Origin of the sequence: Giesbergeria anulus (genome assembly GCF_900111115.1) — a bacterium.
GTDB classification, from domain to species: domain Bacteria; phylum Pseudomonadota; class Gammaproteobacteria; order Burkholderiales; family Burkholderiaceae_C; genus Simplicispira; species Simplicispira anulus.
Genome location: NZ_FOGD01000001.1, coordinates 814,165 through 832,527 on the forward strand (window position 1 = coordinate 814,165; position 18,363 = coordinate 832,527).

Below are 18,363 nucleotides of genomic sequence, written 5' to 3' on the forward strand. Positions count from 1 at the left end.
AGTACAACTTTGAACCCCACTGATCGATTGCACACCCTTGCGACATCTTGCTTTCAGATGGTTCAAAATCGTCTTTTCCTTGGCAGTCATGCTTGCCCATGCAGAAACAGCGTGGTCTTTAGAGCAGCTCTCGCTCCAACTGCGCTGGGTGCATCAATTTCAGTTTGCGGGATACTATGCCGCCCAGCAGCAGGGTTATTACCGTGAGGCAGGTCTAGAGGTCTCCTTCAAAGAGGGAGGGCCAAGGGTCAATCCGGTAGCGGAAGTATTGGCTGGCCACAGCGACTTCGGCATTGGCCTGTCTAATTTGGTGGTGGAGTATCTTAAAGGCCAGCCGTTGGTAATGCTGGCCCCGGTGTTCCAGCACTCGCCCAATGTGCTATTGGTACAAGGCCAAGACAAACGCTTGGTCGATCTGGCGAGGCCCGATGCCGGAAAAATCGCCCTGCTGGGTGGCAATCAGGATGTCGATCTGAAGGCGATGTTTCTGGATGAAGGCATCGCACTGCACCGGCTGCGCATCGTTCCCAACGAAAACCACTTGCAAGATTTCTTGGATCTTCGTGTCGAAGCGCTGAACGCTTATGTTTCCAACGAGCCCTACTTGCTCAACCAACGCCACGTTCCGTACACCGTTCTCAAGCCGCAAACCTACGGCATGGATTTTTATGGTGATGTGCTGTTCACCAGCCAAGCATTGGCCCGCTCTCGCCCAGAGGTGGTCGAAGCCTTCCGTACTGCCTCGATGCGCGGATGGCAATATGCCCTAGAGCACGAAGAAGAAATCATTACCCTGATCCAACAGCAATACAACAGCCAGCAAAAAACCCGCGACCACCTTCGTTATGAAGCCCGTGAAATAGAGCGCCTCATCAACCCCGAAGTAATCGACATCGGCCACAGCAATCCGGGGCGGTGGCAACATATTGCCAAGACCTATGCCCGTTTTGGCATAGTCAATTTTGACGGGCCGCTGGACAATTTTTTCTATCAACAAAAGCAGAATGTCGATCTAAGCCGGTTCTACTGGGCCTTGGGCATCATCAGTGCCATCTTAGCTATCGTTGGCAGCATTGCCTGGTTCATTCACTGCGTCAATCGCCGTCTGGCGGTGGCCTTAGCAGAGAAATCACGCAGCGAAGAGCACCACCGCGTCGTGTTTCAGACTTCACCCTCGGCAGGCATTGTCTGGCACCAAGGATTCATTGTGACCGACTGGAACCAACAGGCCGAAGCCGTGTTTGGCTGGAAACGCGAAGAAGTGCTGGGCCGACCTTTTACTGATTTTTTGTTGCCCGACACAGAAATGCAGCATTTGGTGCCTGAACTGGCCCATCTGGTACAAGAAAACACCCTGCCACACAGCATCAACCAAAACCTGACGCGCGCTGGCGAAATCATCACTTGCGAATGGTTCAACGCTTGGTTGCCCGAACGTCCCGGAGAGCCACGCCAAGTCATCTCTCAGGCCATCAACATCACTGAACGTTTGCAGTTGGAAGAAGAAATTCGCCAACTGGCATTTTTTGATCCCCTGACCCAATTGCCCAATCGACGCCTGCTGCAAAATCGACTCCAGCATCGGCTCACAATGCTGCAACACGACAGCGCGCACAGTGCGTTGATTTTTTTGGACTTAGACAACTTCAAGCCGCTCAACGATACGCACGGTCACGCCGTTGGAGACCAACTGCTGATCGAAGTCGCACAGCGGCTGCGAGCCTGCCTGCGCGACACCGATACCGTGGCCCGCTTTGGCGGTGACGAGTTTGTGGTGCTGCTGTGCGGATTAGATACACAACGGACACAGGCACACGCTTTAGCGCTCCACATTGCGCAACAAATACTGCACTGTCTGGCGCAACCTTATCGGTTGCAGCGCGCAAATGGCACCGGTATTGTCGAACACCGCTGCTCGGCCAGTATCGGCATAGCCTTGTTTGATGGTTCGGTAGATGCAGAAAACGTACTGCGCCGCGCCGACGCGTCGATGTACCGCGCCAAAGACAATGGACGCAACTGTATCGAGATAGATGCCAGCCTGTCCCCTGAAGCAAGCAGCGCTACCCCATCGCCCCCTGCCAGCATCACCATTGCTGTCACCCCAGAAGTTGTAACAGCAACATAATCCGCGCTTTGACGGGGCTTAAGCCCAGGGCCCAAGGCCAGCGCGGCGTATTTTCTGCGGCAGGCACCAACTGGCCCCACGGGCATCGGCTAGCCACAAGCACCGCCACACCAGCCGTTTCAGCCCGCACCAAGGCTGCCTCCAAGGCTTGGTGGATGGTGCCATTGCCCGTAGCGGCCACTACCAGTCCCTGCACACCACTGGCTACCAGCGCCTCCACGGTGGCGGCACTGGCTCCGGCATAGCTCATTACCACCTCTACCCTCGGCCAACCCGCTATGCCACCCAACGGCGGGAAAGCTGTCTGCGCAAAAGCACCTTGGGAAGCTACGGGCCAAGGCTGTGCCATGCGCAGTTGCCCCTCTTCTATCCAACCCAGCGGCCCGGCATCACCCGAATCAAAGGCGTCCAGCCGGTAAGGGTGCACTTTTTGCACCCGCTGCGCCCCATGCACTTGGCCTGCACACACCACCACCACCCCTTGGGCGTGGGGATGTGCCACTACCGCCAAGGCATCACGCAAATTTTGGGGGCCATCGGCAAACAAGGCTGTGGCAGGCCGCATGGCACAGGTCAAAACCACCGGCTTGCCCGCTGGCAGCACGTTGTGCAAAAACCAAGCGGTTTCTTCTAGGGTGTCGGTACCGTGGGTAATGACGATGCCTTGCACCAGCGGCTGTTGCAGATAGTGCTGGCAGCGCTGCGCCAGCGCCTGCCAGAGCGCAAAATCCATATCCTTGCTGTCGATTTGTGCCACCTGCTCGGCCAGCAACGCCACGCCTGCCGGTACCGCGCCAGCACCCAACGCATCCAACAAGGTTTGTACGCTGCGTTGCGCCGCGCTGTAGCCTAGGTTGTCATGGGCATGGGCGGCAGTGCCAGCAATGGTGCCACCAGTGCCCAGCACCACCGCGCAGGGCTTGGTGTTCATGGGCTTTGTAGTGCTTTTTGCCGGGTGCCACGCCAAGCACCCAGCACGGCGATCAACCCCGGCACCAAAATCAGCCCCCAGATGATCTTGTCCAAGTTCTGCTGCACCCAAGGCAGGTTGCCGAAAAAGTAGCCCGCAGTGCAAATACCCAGCACCCAGAGCAAGGCCCCAACCACATTGAACATCGTAAATTGACGCCGCCGCATCGCCGCTACGCCCGCCACAAACGGAGCAAAGGTACGAATGAAGGGCATAAAACGCGCCAGCACAATGGTGATGCCACCGTAGCGCTCATAAAAGGCATGGGCTTGGTCAAAGGCACGGCGGTTAAACCAGCGTGAATCCTCCCACTGGAACACCTTGGGGCCAAAGTAACGGCCTATCGAATAATTGCACTGATCGCCCAAAATGGCCGCTGCCAGCAGCACGGCGCAGGCCGGAGCAAACTCGATCAGGCCAGCACCAGCCAAGGCTCCCACAATAAACAGCAAAGAGTCGCCCGGCAAAAATGGCATTACCACCACGCCGGTCTCCACAAACACAATCAAAAACAGCAGGGCGTAGACCCAGACGCCATAGGCCAACACAAAGGCTTCAATGTGCTTGTCCACATGCAGGATGAAATCAAGAAGAAAAGTGATGGCTTCCATAGCGCTTTCCAAAAACAGCGGCCGATTATCCCCGCCCCAGCCTGCCTACAATCTGTGCGGTGAATGACCCTACGCCCCTCTCCTCTGGTTCACGCCCCATCCGTGAACTGCCCGACGAACTTATCAGCCAGATAGCCGCTGGCGAGGTGGTAGAGCGCCCAGCCTCAGTGGTGCGCGAACTGCTCGACAACGCCCTTGATGCCGGAGCAACGCAAATCACCGTGCGGCTGCTGGCCGGAGGCGTGCGCCTGATCGCCATCGAAGACAACGGCAGCGGCATTGCACAAGCACAATTGCCCCTAGCCCTGCGCCGCCACGCCACCAGCAAAATTGCCAGCCTGCACGATTTGGAAACCGTGGCGACAATGGGATTTCGCGGCGAGGCGCTGGCCGCCATCTGTGCGGTGTCCGAAACCGCCCTGCTCTCGCGCCCACCAGGGCAAGAAAGCGCCTTTTTGCTCGATGCACGCAGCGGCGAACTGCGCCCCGTGGCCCGTGGCCTAGGCACCACGGTAGAAGTCAAAGAACTCTTTTACTCCACCCCAGCACGGCGCAAGTTTCTCAAGTCTGACGCCACCGAGCTGGCCCACTGCATTGAAGCTGTACGCCGCCAAGCCTTAGCCCGGCCCGATGTGAGCTTTGCTATCTGGCATGAGGGCAAACTGGTAGAACAATGGCGTGCCACCCTCATCCCCGGCCAAGAAGGCCACAATGCACTGGCCCAGCGCTTGGCTGATGTTCTGGGGCCAGAATGGCTCACGCAGTCGATAGCGGTGCAACACAGCCACGGGTTGGTCACGGTCACAGGCCGGATTGGTGTACCCGACGCGGCCCGCACCCGTGCCGACCAGCAGTTTGTTTATGTGAATGGGCGCTTTGTGCGCGACAAGGTCATCAGCCACGCTGTGCGCAGCGCCTATGAAGATGTGCTGCATGGTCAGCGCCAGCCGGTGTATGCGCTCTATATCGACATTGACCCAGCCCAAGTCGATGTCAACGTTCACCCCACCAAAATCGAAGTGCGCTTTCGGGACAGCCGCCAAGTGCATCAGGCCGTACGCCATGCCGTAGAAAACGCTTTGGCGATCCCTCGCGCCGCCGCTACACAGACTGCACCCCCAAACGGCCCCCCCCTCCCAGATGCGGCAACGCCGCGCCAGCCATTCCCAGCACAGCACCGACAGGTGTCCATGCCCCTCGAAGAACGGGCCGGACACCGTGTCCATGATCTGCAACTGCTCTGGGGGTCAACGCCACCTTCTGATGGCAGCAGCGCCCATCAGGTCACAGAACGTGGGCCCGCCAGCACCTACCAAAGCCCCACGTCCGAAAGCTCCCTAGCCACCACGCCAGCGCCAGCAGCCAGCAATCAGCAGCCAATGAAACCTTGGCCCCTAGGCCGCGCCTTGGCACAGCTACATGGCATTTATATCTTGGCCCAAAATGCCCAAGGCTTGGTCTTGGTAGATATGCACGCCGCGCACGAGCGCATCGTCTATGAGCGCCTCAAGGCGCAGGCCGATAGCAGCAGTCGCATTGCCAGCCAGCCCTTGCTGATCCCAGTCACCTTTGCTGCCACCGCGCAAGAACTGGTCACAGCAGAAGAGCAAGCGGCCACGCTGACCCTGCTGGGGTTGGAAGTCACGGCTTTTTCTGCCAAAACGCTGGCAGTGCGCGCCGTTCCGGCCCCGCTGGCCCAAGGCGATGCAGTAGAACTGGCGCGCAGCGTGCTGGCCGAACTGGCTCAATACGATGCTGGCACGGTGGTACAACGGGCACGCAACGAGCTTTTGGCCACCATGGCCTGCCACGGTGCCGTGCGGGCCAACCGTACGCTCACTCTGGATGAAATGAACGCCCTGCTGCGCCAAATGGAAAACACCGAGCGCGCCGACCAATGCAACCACGGCCGTCCCACCTGGCGTCAGCTCAGCCTGCGCGAGCTTGACGCACTGTTTCTGCGCGGACGCTGACTGCCCCCTGAGCCACCATGCAGCGCACAGCGCACATTCCGGGCACCGCAGCGCACGACACTCCCGCAGTGCTGCACTACAAGCACGGGCCTATGAACTGGGGGAAAGTCCCCTCGCTGACGTACTCTTGGCTCGGCGTAATGCCCTAGAAGCACGTCTAGCCACGAACGCTGCTGCACTCGATGAAATGCAGGCCCAAGCGAGACTGTTGCTCGATACGCATCAACTTTGGGCAATTCCACATGAAACAAACCACAGTATGCACCAATAGTAATACTTGATACCCAAAAAGATGCATAAATGCATTAATTTGGTGCAAACAGAGGAGGCTTTTTGACATAATCTTGCGCCACCATCGTGCATTGCCCAGAAAGCCCTTGAAATGAAATACCAGTCCGTCACGCAGTTCTTAGAACAAGTTGCCCAACGCAATCCCGGCCAGCCTGAATTTTTGCAAGCTGTCACCGAGGTCATGGAAAGTTTGTGGCCGTTCATCGAGAAGAACCCCCAGTACGCCGAGTTTGGTCTGCTAGAGCGCTTGGTCGAGCCTGAGCGCATCATCATGTTCCGTATCAGCTGGGTAGACGACCAAGGCCAAGTGCAAGTCAACAAGGGCTATCGCATCCAGCACAACATGGCCATCGGCCCCTACAAGGGCGGCCTGCGCTTTCATCCCTCGGTTAATTTGTCGGTGCTCAAGTTCTTGGCCTTTGAACAAACCTTCAAAAACGCCCTGACCACCCTGCCGATGGGTGGTGGCAAAGGTGGCTCCGATTTCGATCCCAAGGGCAAGAGCCAAGGCGAAATCATGCGCTTTTGCCAAGCCTTTGCCTCTGAACTGTTCCGCCATGTGGGTGCCGATACCGATGTGCCCGCCGGTGACATCGGCGTGGGTGGCCGCGAAGTCGGTTTCATCGCTGGTATGGTCAAGAAACTGTCCAACCGCGCCGATTGCGTCTTTACCGGCAAGGGCATCAGCTTTGGCGGCTCACTGGTTCGCCCCGAAGCCACTGGCTACGGTACCGTGTACTTTGCCAATGAGATGCTCAAGGCACGTGGCAAATCCTTCGCGGGCCTGACCGTATCGGTATCCGGTTCTGGCAATGTGGCCCAATACGCGGTCGAAAAAGCCATGCAGCTCGGCGCCAAGGTCATCACCGTGTCCGACTCTAGTGGCACTGTGGTTGATCAAGCGGGCTTCACGCCCGAAAAGCTCGCACTGCTCATGGACATCAAAAACAAGCAGTATGGCCGCGTCAGTGACTACGCAGCCAAAGTCGGCGCCCAGTTCCTGCCCGGTCTGCGCCCGTGGAGTGTCAAGGTCGATGTGGCCCTACCCTGCGCCACACAAAACGAACTCGACGAAGCCGATGCCAAAGCCCTGATCGCCAATGGAGTGCTTTGCGTGGCTGAAGGTGCCAACATGCCCTCCACCATCGAAGCGGCCAAAGCTTTCGAGGCCGCTGGCGTGCTCTATGCCCCCGGTAAGGCGTCTAACGCTGGCGGCGTAGCCACTTCGGGGCTAGAAATGAGCCAGAACGCCCTGCGCCTGAACTGGAGCCGCGAAGAAGTGGATGCCCGCCTGCTGGGCATCATGCAAGGTATCCATGCTGCCTGCCTGCAATACGGCCAACGCGCCGACGGCAGCGTCAGCTATATCGATGGTGCCAACATCGCTGGTTTTGTCAAAGTGGCTGATGCCATGTTGGGCCAAGGCGTACTTTAAGCCTGACCAACAAAACGGCTGTGTAGTCACCCATCCCCAAGGAGCTTCGGCTCCTTTTTTACATCCAAGCAGCACCGTTTTGCGCAGGTGCCCCCATAGTGCAAGCGCGCTGAAAGGGGTCTACCGGTAAAATCAAGAGCCTGCCCCATCCATCTGCGGATGCCTGGCATCTCTCAACCTCCTGATCGACAACCATGTCCCTGAACCTAGTTACCGCCGGCAAAAACGTTCCAGAAGCCTTCAACGTGGTCATTGAAATCCCGATGGATTCCGACCCGATCAAATACGAAGTAGACAAGGAATCGGGTGCCATTTTTGTGGACCGTTTCATGACTACGGCCATGTACTACCCCTCCAACTACGGCTATGTGCCCCAAACCCTCAGCGGTGATGGTGATCCAGTGGACGTGCTGGTGATTACCCCCTACCCGCTGCTGCCCGGTGTGGTAGTGCCTTGCCGTGCCTTGGGCATCCTGAAAATGGAAGATGAGGCAGGTGTCGATGGCAAAGTGCTGGCTGTGCCCACCAACAAAGTGTTAGCAATGTACTCGGCTTGGAAAGACATTGGCGATGTCAACCCCATGCGCCTGAAGGCTATCAGCCACTTCTTTGAACACTACAAAGATCTGGAAGAAGGCAAATGGGTCAAAGTACTGGGCTGGGAAGGCGTTGAGGCTGCCCACACCGAAATCACCGACGGCATTGCCAACTACCAAAAAGCACAAGCACAGGCTTAACACCAGCTTGCAGCTCCCAACAAAAAAGCCTGCCCCATCGTGGGCAGGCTTTTTTATGCTCTTTTATTATTTACCGCGTTTCAGAATCAGCAGTGCGCCGGTGGTGCAGCAAATAACGAAACACAAACCCAGGAAACGCCAGCGTGACAAACAGAGTGGCAGTCACAGCATAAAACTCCCACGTTTGCGGCGCAATCTGCCCCACGCGCTGTTCTAACCACAAAGCCAAACCGCCCACCAGAAAATACCAACAGATCAATTCCAGCAGGTGCCACCATAGGTTTTTGCCTTGGCGCAGTACAGGCCCCAATAGTAAAAGACGCTGGTGCATGAAAGGCAGGTTGGCTGCCAATAAGGCAGCCAACACCACAAACCAGATGGCGGCTGTCTGGGTCATGCGCTTTAGGTAGCCAAAGAACGCATGATGGCATCAGCACACAAGGACATCAGACCGCTGGGCAAAATACCCAGAATCAGCACCAAGGCACCATTGATAGTCAACACCACACGCACTTCCAGCGGCGCCGAAACATGGGTAGCAGTGAGGGGAGCATCAAAATACATCACCTTCACCACACGCAAATAATAGAAGGCACCGATCAGCGACATCACTACAGCAAACACAGCCAAGGCAATATACAAACTCTGCCCTGAAGCCATCAGAGATTGCAGCACGGCCAGCTTGGCATAGAAACCAACCATAGGTGGAATACCAGCCATCGAGAACAAGCAAATCGCCAACACTGCTGCATACAGTGGGCTGCGCTGATTCAGACCGGCCATATCAGCAATCTCTTCGCTCTCAAAACCTTCACGGGCCAGCAACAAAATCACGCCGAACGATGCCAAAGTAGTCAACACATAGGTGACAACATAGAACATGGCTGAACTGTAGGCGCTCTGAATAGTTGCAGCCTCTACATTGCCATTAACGACACCAGACATCAAACCTAGCAGGACAAACCCCATCTGGGAAATCGTCGAGTAAGCCAACATGCGCTTGAGGTTAGTCTGGGCAATAGCCGCCAAGTTACCTACCAGCAGCGAAGCAATCGCCAGCACACCCAACATCTGCTGCCAGTCAATAGCCAATGGCAGCAAACCATCTACCAACAAACGCATCACAATGGCAAAGGCTGCCAGTTTGGGCGCGCCACCAATCATCAGCGTAATGGCGGTAGGTGCACCTTGGTAGACGTCAGGCACCCACATGTGAAACGGTGCAGCCCCCAGTTTAAAGGCCAAGCCAGCAACCACAAACACCACACCAAACACCAGCACTTGGTGGCGGATCTGACCAGAATTAACCGCCTTGAATACCTCACCAATGTCTAAGGAACCTGTAGCACCATAGATCATGGACAAACCGTAAAGCAAGAAACCACTGGCCATAGCGCCAAGAATGAAATACTTCATGGCAGCTTCGGTCGCTGTAGTGTGATCACGACGCAGTGCCACCAACGCATAGCCAGACAGCGTCAACAACTCCAAACCCAGATAAATGAGCAGGAAATTGTTACCGCTGATCATGACAAACATGCCCAACAACGACAGCAAACCAATCGTGAAAAATTCACCGCCACGCAACATGTCACGATCAGCCGCATAGGGACGACCATAAATGAAGGTGACAATCATGGCGACAGAGGCAAAACACTTGAGCCAGTTGCCCATAGGGTCACTGACCACCATATTGCCAAAACCATAGAAAGTGTTACCACTGCTGGCATACACCCCTTGCAGTACTGCCAGCACCACCAGCGTCAGAAGAGTAAGAACGTAGGTACCGGTGCGACGGGGGCTGTTCATACCCAGATCGGCCAAAGCAATCACGCAGGTCATGACCAGCAGCAATATCTCTGGGTAAATCGCAAGCCAACTGATATTGTCAATCATCTCGAGTCTCTCAGTTCAGTATGCTCAGTTCAGCTTGGACAAGGCCACATGCTTGAGCAGCTCAGCCACAGAAGCATCCATCACGTCAGTAAAAGGACGGGGATAGAGGCCCATATAGAGTACTGCCACCGCCAACAAGGCCATGATGAAAAATTCACGGCTACCAATATCCTTGAGTTCTTTCACATGGTCATTGGCTACAGGGCCAAGATAGACACGCTTGAACATCCACAGGCTATAGGCAGCGCCCCAAATCAGCGCAGTAGCGGCACCCATGCCAACCCAAAAGTTAGACTTGACGGCAGCCAAAATCACCATCCACTCGCCCACAAAACCTGCCGTACCGGGCAAACCAGAATTGGCCATCGTGAACAGCAAGGCAAAGGCAGCAAACTTGGGCATGGTATTGACGACACCGCCGTAGTCAGCGATTTCACGCGAATGCATACGGTCGTACAACACCCCAATGGACAAGAACATGGCCCCAGACACAAAGCCGTGGGAGATCATTTGTACCAAACCGCCTGAAACACCTAAGTCATTGAAGACAAAGAATCCCAAGGTAACAAAACCCATGTGTGCCACGGAGGAGTAGGCCACCAGTTTTTTCATGTCCTTCTGCACCATCGCCACCAAGCCGACATACAACACAGCCAGCAGGGACAATGCAATCATCAGCCAAGCCCATTCGCGCGAAGCATCTGGGGCAATAGGTAGCGAGAAACGCAAGAAACCATACGCACCCAGTTTGAGCATGATGGCTGCCAGCACAGCAGAACCACCAGTAGGCGCTTCAACGTGCACGTCTGGTAGCCAAGTATGCACTGGCCACATAGGCACCTTCACAGCAAAGGCGGCAAAGAAGGCAAAGAACAGCAAAGTCTGCGCATGGGCGCTCAAAGGCAACTTGTGCCAAGTAGCAATATCAAAACTACCGCCCGATTGATGGTACAGATAAATCAGGGCGATCAACGTTAACAAAGAACCAAGCAACGTATAAAGGAAGAACTTAAACGCTGCATAGATTTTGCGTGGGCCACCCCAGATACCGATGATCAGGTACATCGGTATCAGCGTCGCCTCAAAGAACACATAAAACAGCATCCCATCCAAGGCAGCAAATACACCAATCATGAGTCCTGACAAAATCAGGAATGCTCCCATATATTGGTTGACACGCTCAGTGATCGACTCCCAAGACGCAAGCACCACGATCACTGTGATAAATGCTGTCAAAGGGACAAACCAGAACGAAATACCATCTACACCAAGGTGATAGAAGATATTAAAAGCGTCAATCCAAGGTGTCCTCTCGACAAACTGCATCGAAGCAGTGCCCAGTTGAAAACCACTGTACAAAGGCAAAGTCACCAGAAAACTGATAACCGCACCCACCAATGCCAGCCAGCGTACAGCCTGCACTTGGCTTTCACGCCCTAGAGGCAGCAATAGCGCACCAAACGCGATGGGCGTCCAGATAGCAAGACTCAACAAACCCATTTTTGTTTTTCTCCTACTTGTTGAGCCAGACAAACCAAGTCATGAGGGCAAAAACGCCCAACAGCATGACCAATGCATAGTGGTAAACATACCCCGTCTGCATCCGGCGAACCAGCCCTGCAATCCATCCGACCAACTTCCAGGAACCATTGACAACTGCACCGTCAATCAGCATCTGGTCGCCACCCTTCCACAAACCGGTACCTAAAGCACGAGCACCACGTGCCAAGATGTTTTCGTTGATCCAATCTAAGTAGTACTTATTTTCCAACAACGTAAAGATGGGCATACATGCCTTCTTAATCGCTGTGGGTACTGCTGGATTAACCATGTACATGTAGTAGGACAGTGCTACGCCTGCCACAGCCAGCCAGAAAGGTGCTGTTTGCAACCCATGCATAGCCATTGCTACAGGGCCGTGGAAAATTTCTGCCAACTTTGCCATGGCAGGGTGCTTCACAGCATCAACAAAGATCACATCCTTGAAGAAATCACCAAACAACATCGGCTGAATCGTCATAAAACCGATGATCACCGAAGGTATGGCCAATAAGACCAAAGGCAAGGTGACAACCCAAGGCGACTCATGGGGTTTGCCATCGCCATGACCGTGGTGATCATCATGACCGTGGTCATCATGGTGATGGGCATCTGGGTTCTGATCGTAGCGCTCCTTGCCATGGAACACCAAGAAGTACATACGGAACGAATAGAACGCCGTGACAAACACACCAGCCAAGACTGCAAAATGGGCAAAACCAGCAGCCGGCAAGTGGCTAAAATGCACCGCCTCAATAATACTGTCTTTGGAATAGAAACCAGAAAACAGTGGCGTACCAATCAGCGCCAAAGATCCCAACAACGAAGTAATCCAAGTGATAGGCATATACTTACGTACGCCACCCATCCAACGAATGTCTTGGTTATGGTGCATGCCCATGATGACCGAACCAGCACCCAAGAAGAGCAGCGCTTTAAAGAATGCGTGGGTCATCAAGTGGAACACCGCTACCGAATAAGCAGAAGCGCCCAAAGCAACCGTCATGTAACCCAACTGCGACAGTGTCGAATAAGCTACCACACGCTTGATATCGTTCTGGATGATGCCCAAGAAACCCATGAACAAAGCTGTAATGGAACCAATGACCAAAATGAAATTCAACGCAGTATCACTCAGCTCAAACAAGGGTGACATACGCGATACCATGAAGATACCTGCTGTCACCATCGTTGCTGCGTGAATCAGTGCAGAAATGGGCGTTGGACCTTCCATGGAGTCAGGCAACCAAACATGCAAAGGAAACTGCGCCGACTTGCCCATAGCACCAATGAACAGACAAATGCAGGTCACTGTTACCAACATCCAGTCAGTACCGTAGCCAAATGGCATAGCACCCAGTTCAGCGGATTTGCTAAAAATTTCGCTGTAATTGAGGGTGCCTGTATAGGCAGCAATCAGGCCGATACCCAAAATGAAACCGAAGTCACCAACACGGTTGACCAAAAAGGCTTTCATATTGGCGAAAATCGCCGATGGTTTGTTGAACCAGAAACCAATCAACAAATAAGACACCAAACCGACTGCTTCCCAACCGAAGAAGAGTTGCAGTAAGTTGTTGCTCATGACCAGCATGAGCATGGAGAAGGTAAAGAGCGAAATGTAAGAGAAAAAGCGGTTGTAGCCTTCATCCTCTTCCATGTAACCAATCGTGTAGATATGCACCATCAACGAGACGAAAGTGACTACACACATCATCATGGCCGTGAGGGAATCAATCAGGAAACCTACTTCCATCTTGAGTCCGCCAACCACCATCCAGGTGTAAATCGTCTCGTTGAAGCGAGCACCATCGACCACCACGCTTTGCAGCGTCATGGCTGAGAGGATGAATGCCATCAAGACACCAGCGATGGTCAGCATGTGCGAAGCACGGCGACCAATCCAGTTACCACCAAAGGCAGTACCAAAAATGCCGGCGAGCGCAGCACCCACCAGCGGAGCTAGCGGAACTGCCAACAGCGTTGAAGCAGAAAGGGTTTGACTCATTGTGGAGAACCTTGCATATCCGGCATATCAACCGCGAAGAGTATCGAGGGCTTCCGCATCGATATTCGACTTATTACGGAACAGTAGCACCAGGATGGCCAAACCGATGGCCGACTCGGCTGCAGCGACCGTCAAGATAAAGAAAACAAACACTTGCCGGTGCATATCCCCCAAGTAATGGGAGAAGGCCACGAAATTCATATTGACCGCCAACAGCATCAACTCAATGGCCATCAGCAACACAATCAGGTTTTTCCGGTTCAGAAAAATTCCGACGACAGCCAAAGCAAACAGCATGGCTCCCAAGGAAAGAAAATGCCCTAGAGTGAGTATCATGCTTTTTTCTCCTCACCAACTACAGGTTCAGTACTAACTGGCCGCGTCGCGTCCAATTTAATCAGACGCACCCGATCTTCAGCCCGTACACGCACTTGAATAGAAGGGTCAATGGCTTTGCTGTCTTTGCGACGACGCAGGGTCAAGGCAATCGCAGCCACCATCGCCAGCAGAAGAATGACAGCAGCAATTTCTACTGGATACAGATACTGGGTGTACATCAAACGCCCCAGCTCTCTGGCATTGAAATAGGGAATAGCGTTACCTGCAGCATCCAATGCTGTCGCCATGGCCTTCGGTTCATCTACGCTACCAAAGCCACCCATCAACACCGCAGCCATTTCTAGTGCAATCAGAGCGCCCATACCAGCAGCTAAGGGAAAGTTTTTCCAAAATCCCTGCCGCAAGGCATCTACACGAATATCGAGCATCATCACGACAAACATGAAGAGCACCATGACCGCTCCCAGATACACCAGGATCAGCACAATCGCCAAAAATTCGGCTTTTAGCAGAAGCCACACACCCGCAGCTTGCGAAAATGCCAAAATTAAATGCAATACGGCATGCACCGGATTGCGCGCTGTAATAACCCGGAAGGCTGAATAAAGCAGCACAACCGAGAACAGATAGAAGAAACCAGTCTTGGCGTCCATGAATCGGTCTTTTTAGAGTTCTGACGAATGGAGATGCAACTTAGCGGTACTTGGCATCTGCAGCTTTGGCAGCAGCGATTTCCGTCTCATACCGATCACCCACAGCTAGAAGCATATCTTTGGTGAAGTACAGGTCACCGCGCTTTTCACCATGGTATTCGAGGATCTGGGTTTCAACGATCGAATCGACCGGACAACTCTCCTCGCAGAAACCACAGAAAATGCACTTGGTCAGATCAATGTCATAGCGGGTGGTGCGACGCGAACCATCCGCACGCACATCCGACTCAATCGTAATGGCAGTTGCAGGACAGACAGCTTCACACAATTTGCAGGCGATGCAACGCTCTTCGCCATTATCATAGCGACGCAGGGCATGCAGGCCACGAAAGCGTGGTGACAGTGGTGTTTTTTCCTCAGGAAATTGCACTGTCACTTTACGCTTGAAGGTGTAACGACCAGTCAGAGACATGCCCTTGACCAGCTCCACCAACATGAAGCTTTTGAAGAAATCCTTGAAGGAAAAGGATGCAGCTGTGGCAGCCATTCGTGTATCCCCGTTCATTTCCAGATATTCCAAGGCGAAAGCAACCAGCCGCCAACAATGACCAACCACACCAAAGTGACTGGAATGAAAATCTTCCAACCCAGACGCATGATCTGGTCATAACGGAAGCGTGGGAAGGTAGCGCGAATCCAGATGAACATCGACACAACCACAAAAGTCTTGAGACCCAGCCAAATCCAACCAGGAATGAAGTCCAGCGCTGCCACTGGGGACAACCAGCCACCCAAGAACATCAGTACGGCCAGAATCGACACCAACCACATACTGGCATATTCAGCCAAGAAGAAGATGGCAAAGCCCATGCCAGAGTATTCCACCATGTGACCAGCAACAATTTCTGCTTCGCCTTCTACCACGTCAAAAGGATGGCGATTGACTTCAGCCACACCAGAGATCAGATAGACAATAAAAATGGGGAACAGAGGCAACCAGTTCCAAGACAGGAAATTCAGACCATACGATGCGGCCATACCTGATGCTTGACTCGTGACCACAGCAGTGAGATTCATGCTGCCAGACACCATGATGACCACCAAGAAACAAAAGCCCATGGCGATTTCGTAGCTTACCATCTGCGCCGACGCGCGCATGGCACCCAAAAAGGCATATTTAGAGTTGGAAGCCCAGCCAGCAATAATGACACCATAAACCTCAATCGAGGTGATAGCCATCATCAGCAAAATGCCAACGTTGACATTGGTCAATGCCACGTCAGGGCCAAAAGGCACGACTACCCACGCGGCCAAGGCTGGCATGATAGCCATCACGGGGCCAAGAATAAACAATCCCTTGCTAGAAGCAGAAGGTTGAATAATTTCTTTGGTCAACAGCTTCAGAGCATCGGCAATGGGCTGCAACAACCCCATAGGGCCGACACGGTTGGGGCCAAGGCGCACCTGCATGAACCCCAACAGCTTACGCTCCCAAAGAGTCAAGTAAGCTACAGCCCCCATCAAAGGAGCCAGAATCACTACAATTTTCAGAAGGATCCAGAGCACTGGCCAAGCTGCTGCTGTCCACCATGCTTGGGAGGAGAGTCCCAAGCCACCGTTGTAAATTGCATCAATCATGCCTGCACTCCTGCAGAAGCCAGACGCGCATCCGCTGTCAGTTGCAAAGAGGGTGAACGCCGAACCAGACCGTCCAGCTGATAAATGGATGCCACCACAGGTGCAGCAGCGGGCACAACACCGGCAACAGTCATACCTGCTTTGCTACGGTTGCTCAACTGAGCCGCCGGCACAACATTCAGACTGCCACCTTGTGGGGCGTGGGTAGCTTTTTCTAAGACTTCTTGCGAGGTCTGGAAATCCACACCAGCGATACCCAACAGATTGGCCAAAACACGCAACACTTTCCAAGCTGGACGGGTATTGCCCAAGGGACGAACTACAGCGTGGAAACTTTGCGCCCGGCCTTCAGCATTGACGAAGGTACCAGATGTCTCGCTAAACGGCGCAACCGGCAACAGCACGTCGCTAAACTCCATATTCGTCTTGAAGGAGCTTAGGGTAACGACCATATCCGCCCCGGCCAAAGCAGACACAGCTTTGCTACCGACTGCACTGTCAAAAACAGGTTCTGTTTGGAGCAATAGCAGCGCTTTGGCGCGGCCTTCTAGCATCTGTGCGGCATTAAAACCAGCGTCATCGGGCAATGCCTTCATCCACTGCGCACCCACGGTGTTAGCAGCTTCGGTCAAATAACCGACAGTAGCACCAGTCTGCTCGCCGATCCAGTTAGCCAGTGCCAGTAAAGTAGCAGCTTGGGCATGGTGTGCAGCCGCATTACCCAACAAAACTGCTTTGTGTTCACCCACCAGCAGCGCTGTTGCGATGGATGATGCCACTGCATTAGCTTTACCTTGGGCGTTGGGTGCATCTACCCCTTTTTGTTGTGCCACAGCAGCAGCGACATCAGACAGGGCTTGGAACCAATCTTGGGGTGCTGCTACCAGCGTTTGGGCAACGGGCAACGCCCAGTCGCGCACCACATCATCAATGGCCGTAACCGTACAACCCTTACGAGCCGCTTGACGGACACGTTGGGCAAACAATGGATGGTCTTTGCGCAGGTTTGACCCTACTACCAACACCGACTGTAGTGTAGAGAGTGAAGCAATCGAGCGCCCCAACCAACGGACACCTTCAGGGGCAGAAAAATCGGCGTGACGCAAACGATAATCAATGCTGCTGCTGCCCAAACCGCGCAGCAATTCCTTGGCAAGATAAATTTCTTCTAGCGTGCTGTGTGGACTGACCAAAGCGCCAACGGCATTGGCACCATGCTCAGCCTTAATATTTTTCAAGCCATTGGCCACATATTCCAAGGCCGTTTGCCAATCAACTTCTTTCCATGCGCCACCCTGCTTGATCATCGGAGCAGTCAGGCGCTGGTCACTATTGAGTGACTCGTAGGAAAAACGATCACGGTCAGCAATCCAGCATTCATTGACCTCTTCGTTTTCGAAGGGCAGAACGCGCATGACCTTGTGATTCTTGACCTGCACCACCAAATTGGCGCCAGTAGAATCATGCGGACTGACGGACTTACGACGCGACAGTTCCCAAGTACGGGCGCTGTAGCGGAAAGGCTTGCTGGTCAAAGCACCGACTGGACACAGGTCGATCATGTTGCCAGAGAGCTCAGAGTCGATGGTTTCGCCAGTTACGGTAGTGATCTCAGAATGCTCACCCCGGTGAATCATCCCCAGTTCCATCACTCCGGCCACTTCTTGACCAAAGCGGACACAGCGGGTGCAATGAATGCAGCGGCTCATCTCTTCCATAGAGATCAGTGGGCCCACTTCCTTGTGCAAGACTACGCGCTTTTCTTCTTCATAGCGGGAAGTCGTGCCACCATAGCCCACTGCCATATCTTGCAATTGGCATTCACCACCTTGGTCACAGATAGGACAGTCCAGCGGATGGTTGATAAGCAGAAACTCCATGACAGATTTCTGCGCCTGAATGGCTTTTTCACTGTTGGTGCGCACCACCATACCCTGCGTTACCGGGGTAGCACAGGCGGGCATCGGCTTGGGAGCCTTCTCCACCTCTACCAAGCACATCCGGCAATTGGCAGCAATAGAGAGCTTTTTGTGGTAACAGAAATGGGGGATAAACGTCCCAGCCTTTTCGGCTGCATGCATAACCATGCAACCTGGGGCGACTTCCACTTTCTGACCATCCAGTTCAATTTCAACCATATGCTTT

Annotated in this window: 15 protein-coding genes; 4 read left to right on the forward strand and 11 right to left on the reverse strand. The window is 53.9% G+C overall.

All coding sequences use genetic code 11. The features are described from left to right. Positions 1-88: 88 nt before the first annotated feature. Positions 89-2,128 carry a diguanylate cyclase domain-containing protein gene (locus BMX55_RS03725; protein WP_091452880.1) on the forward strand — a complete coding sequence of 680 codons (2,040 nt, stop codon included), beginning with the start codon at positions 89-91 and terminating at the stop codon, positions 2,126-2,128. On the opposite strand, the gene BMX55_RS03730 is transcribed toward BMX55_RS03725, so the two are convergent. After that, the gene (locus tag BMX55_RS03730; RefSeq protein ID WP_091452884.1) at positions 2,100-3,059 is read right to left on the reverse strand and encodes an asparaginase; all 960 of its coding nucleotides are present in this window, start codon (positions 3,057-3,059) and stop codon (positions 2,100-2,102) included. The two genes, BMX55_RS03725 and BMX55_RS03730, sit on opposite strands and share 29 nt — an antisense overlap. After that, positions 3,056-3,709: a DedA family protein gene (locus BMX55_RS03735; protein WP_091452887.1), complete on the reverse strand. Its 654-nt coding sequence runs from the start codon at positions 3,707-3,709 to the stop codon at positions 3,056-3,058. Before BMX55_RS03735 ends, BMX55_RS03730 begins: the two co-directional genes overlap by 4 nt. Positions 3,710-3,768: 59 nt before the next feature. Here BMX55_RS03735 and mutL point away from each other — a divergent pair, with 59 nt between their 5' ends. From mutL to ppa, 3 genes are all read left to right on the forward strand, one after another. Then, entirely contained in the window at positions 3,769-5,682 is a 1,914-nt protein-coding gene (gene mutL, locus BMX55_RS03740; RefSeq protein ID WP_245751229.1) for a DNA mismatch repair endonuclease MutL, read from the forward strand. Positions 5,683-6,064: 382 nt separating this feature from the next. Then, positions 6,065-7,408, forward strand: a complete 1,344-nt coding sequence (gene gdhA, locus BMX55_RS03745) for an NADP-specific glutamate dehydrogenase (protein ID WP_091452893.1) — start codon at positions 6,065-6,067, stop codon at positions 7,406-7,408. A gap of 194 nt (positions 7,409-7,602) precedes the next feature. Further along, complete coding sequence (ppa, locus tag BMX55_RS03750; protein WP_091452895.1) at positions 7,603-8,145, forward strand: inorganic diphosphatase; 543 nt, start codon at positions 7,603-7,605, stop codon at positions 8,143-8,145. Positions 8,146-8,215: 70 nt separating this feature from the next. Here ppa and BMX55_RS03755 read toward each other — a convergent pair whose 3' ends face one another. From BMX55_RS03755 to nuoG, 9 genes are read right to left on the reverse strand one after another with little or no spacing between them, the layout of a single operon-like run. Further along, positions 8,216-8,542 carry a DUF2818 family protein gene (locus tag BMX55_RS03755; RefSeq protein WP_091452898.1) on the reverse strand — a complete coding sequence of 109 codons (327 nt, stop codon included), beginning with the start codon at positions 8,540-8,542 and terminating at the stop codon, positions 8,216-8,218. A gap of 5 nt (positions 8,543-8,547) precedes the next feature. Next, the gene (nuoN, locus tag BMX55_RS03760) at positions 8,548-10,041 is read right to left on the reverse strand and encodes an NADH-quinone oxidoreductase subunit NuoN (protein ID WP_091452900.1); all 1,494 of its coding nucleotides are present in this window, start codon (positions 10,039-10,041) and stop codon (positions 8,548-8,550) included. Between the two features lie 24 nt (positions 10,042-10,065). Continuing rightward, positions 10,066-11,541, reverse strand: coding sequence for an NADH-quinone oxidoreductase subunit M (locus tag BMX55_RS03765; protein WP_091452904.1), 1,476 nt, complete (start codon positions 11,539-11,541; stop codon positions 10,066-10,068). Between the two features lie 13 nt (positions 11,542-11,554). Continuing rightward, a complete protein-coding gene (gene nuoL, locus BMX55_RS03770; protein WP_091452906.1) occupies positions 11,555-13,588 on the reverse strand; it encodes an NADH-quinone oxidoreductase subunit L in 2,034 nt (677 codons plus the stop codon). Positions 13,589-13,615: 27 nt separating this feature from the next. Then, positions 13,616-13,924, reverse strand: a complete 309-nt coding sequence (nuoK, locus tag BMX55_RS03775) for an NADH-quinone oxidoreductase subunit NuoK (protein ID WP_091452910.1) — start codon at positions 13,922-13,924, stop codon at positions 13,616-13,618. Beyond that, complete coding sequence (locus BMX55_RS03780; RefSeq protein ID WP_091452913.1) at positions 13,921-14,580, reverse strand: NADH-quinone oxidoreductase subunit J; 660 nt, start codon at positions 14,578-14,580, stop codon at positions 13,921-13,923. The genes nuoK and BMX55_RS03780 overlap by 4 nt, the downstream gene beginning before the upstream one ends. Positions 14,581-14,620: 40 nt before the next feature. After that, positions 14,621-15,127 carry an NADH-quinone oxidoreductase subunit NuoI gene (gene nuoI, locus BMX55_RS03785; protein WP_091452917.1) on the reverse strand — a complete coding sequence of 169 codons (507 nt, stop codon included), beginning with the start codon at positions 15,125-15,127 and terminating at the stop codon, positions 14,621-14,623. Positions 15,128-15,141: 14 nt separating this feature from the next. Continuing rightward, positions 15,142-16,218, reverse strand: a complete 1,077-nt coding sequence (nuoH, locus tag BMX55_RS03790; RefSeq protein ID WP_091452921.1) for an NADH-quinone oxidoreductase subunit NuoH — start codon at positions 16,216-16,218, stop codon at positions 15,142-15,144. After that, positions 16,215-18,356: an NADH-quinone oxidoreductase subunit NuoG gene (gene nuoG / locus BMX55_RS03795; RefSeq protein WP_091452925.1), complete on the reverse strand. Its 2,142-nt coding sequence runs from the start codon at positions 18,354-18,356 to the stop codon at positions 16,215-16,217. The genes nuoH and nuoG overlap by 4 nt, the downstream gene beginning before the upstream one ends. Positions 18,357-18,363: the final 7 nt, after the last annotated feature.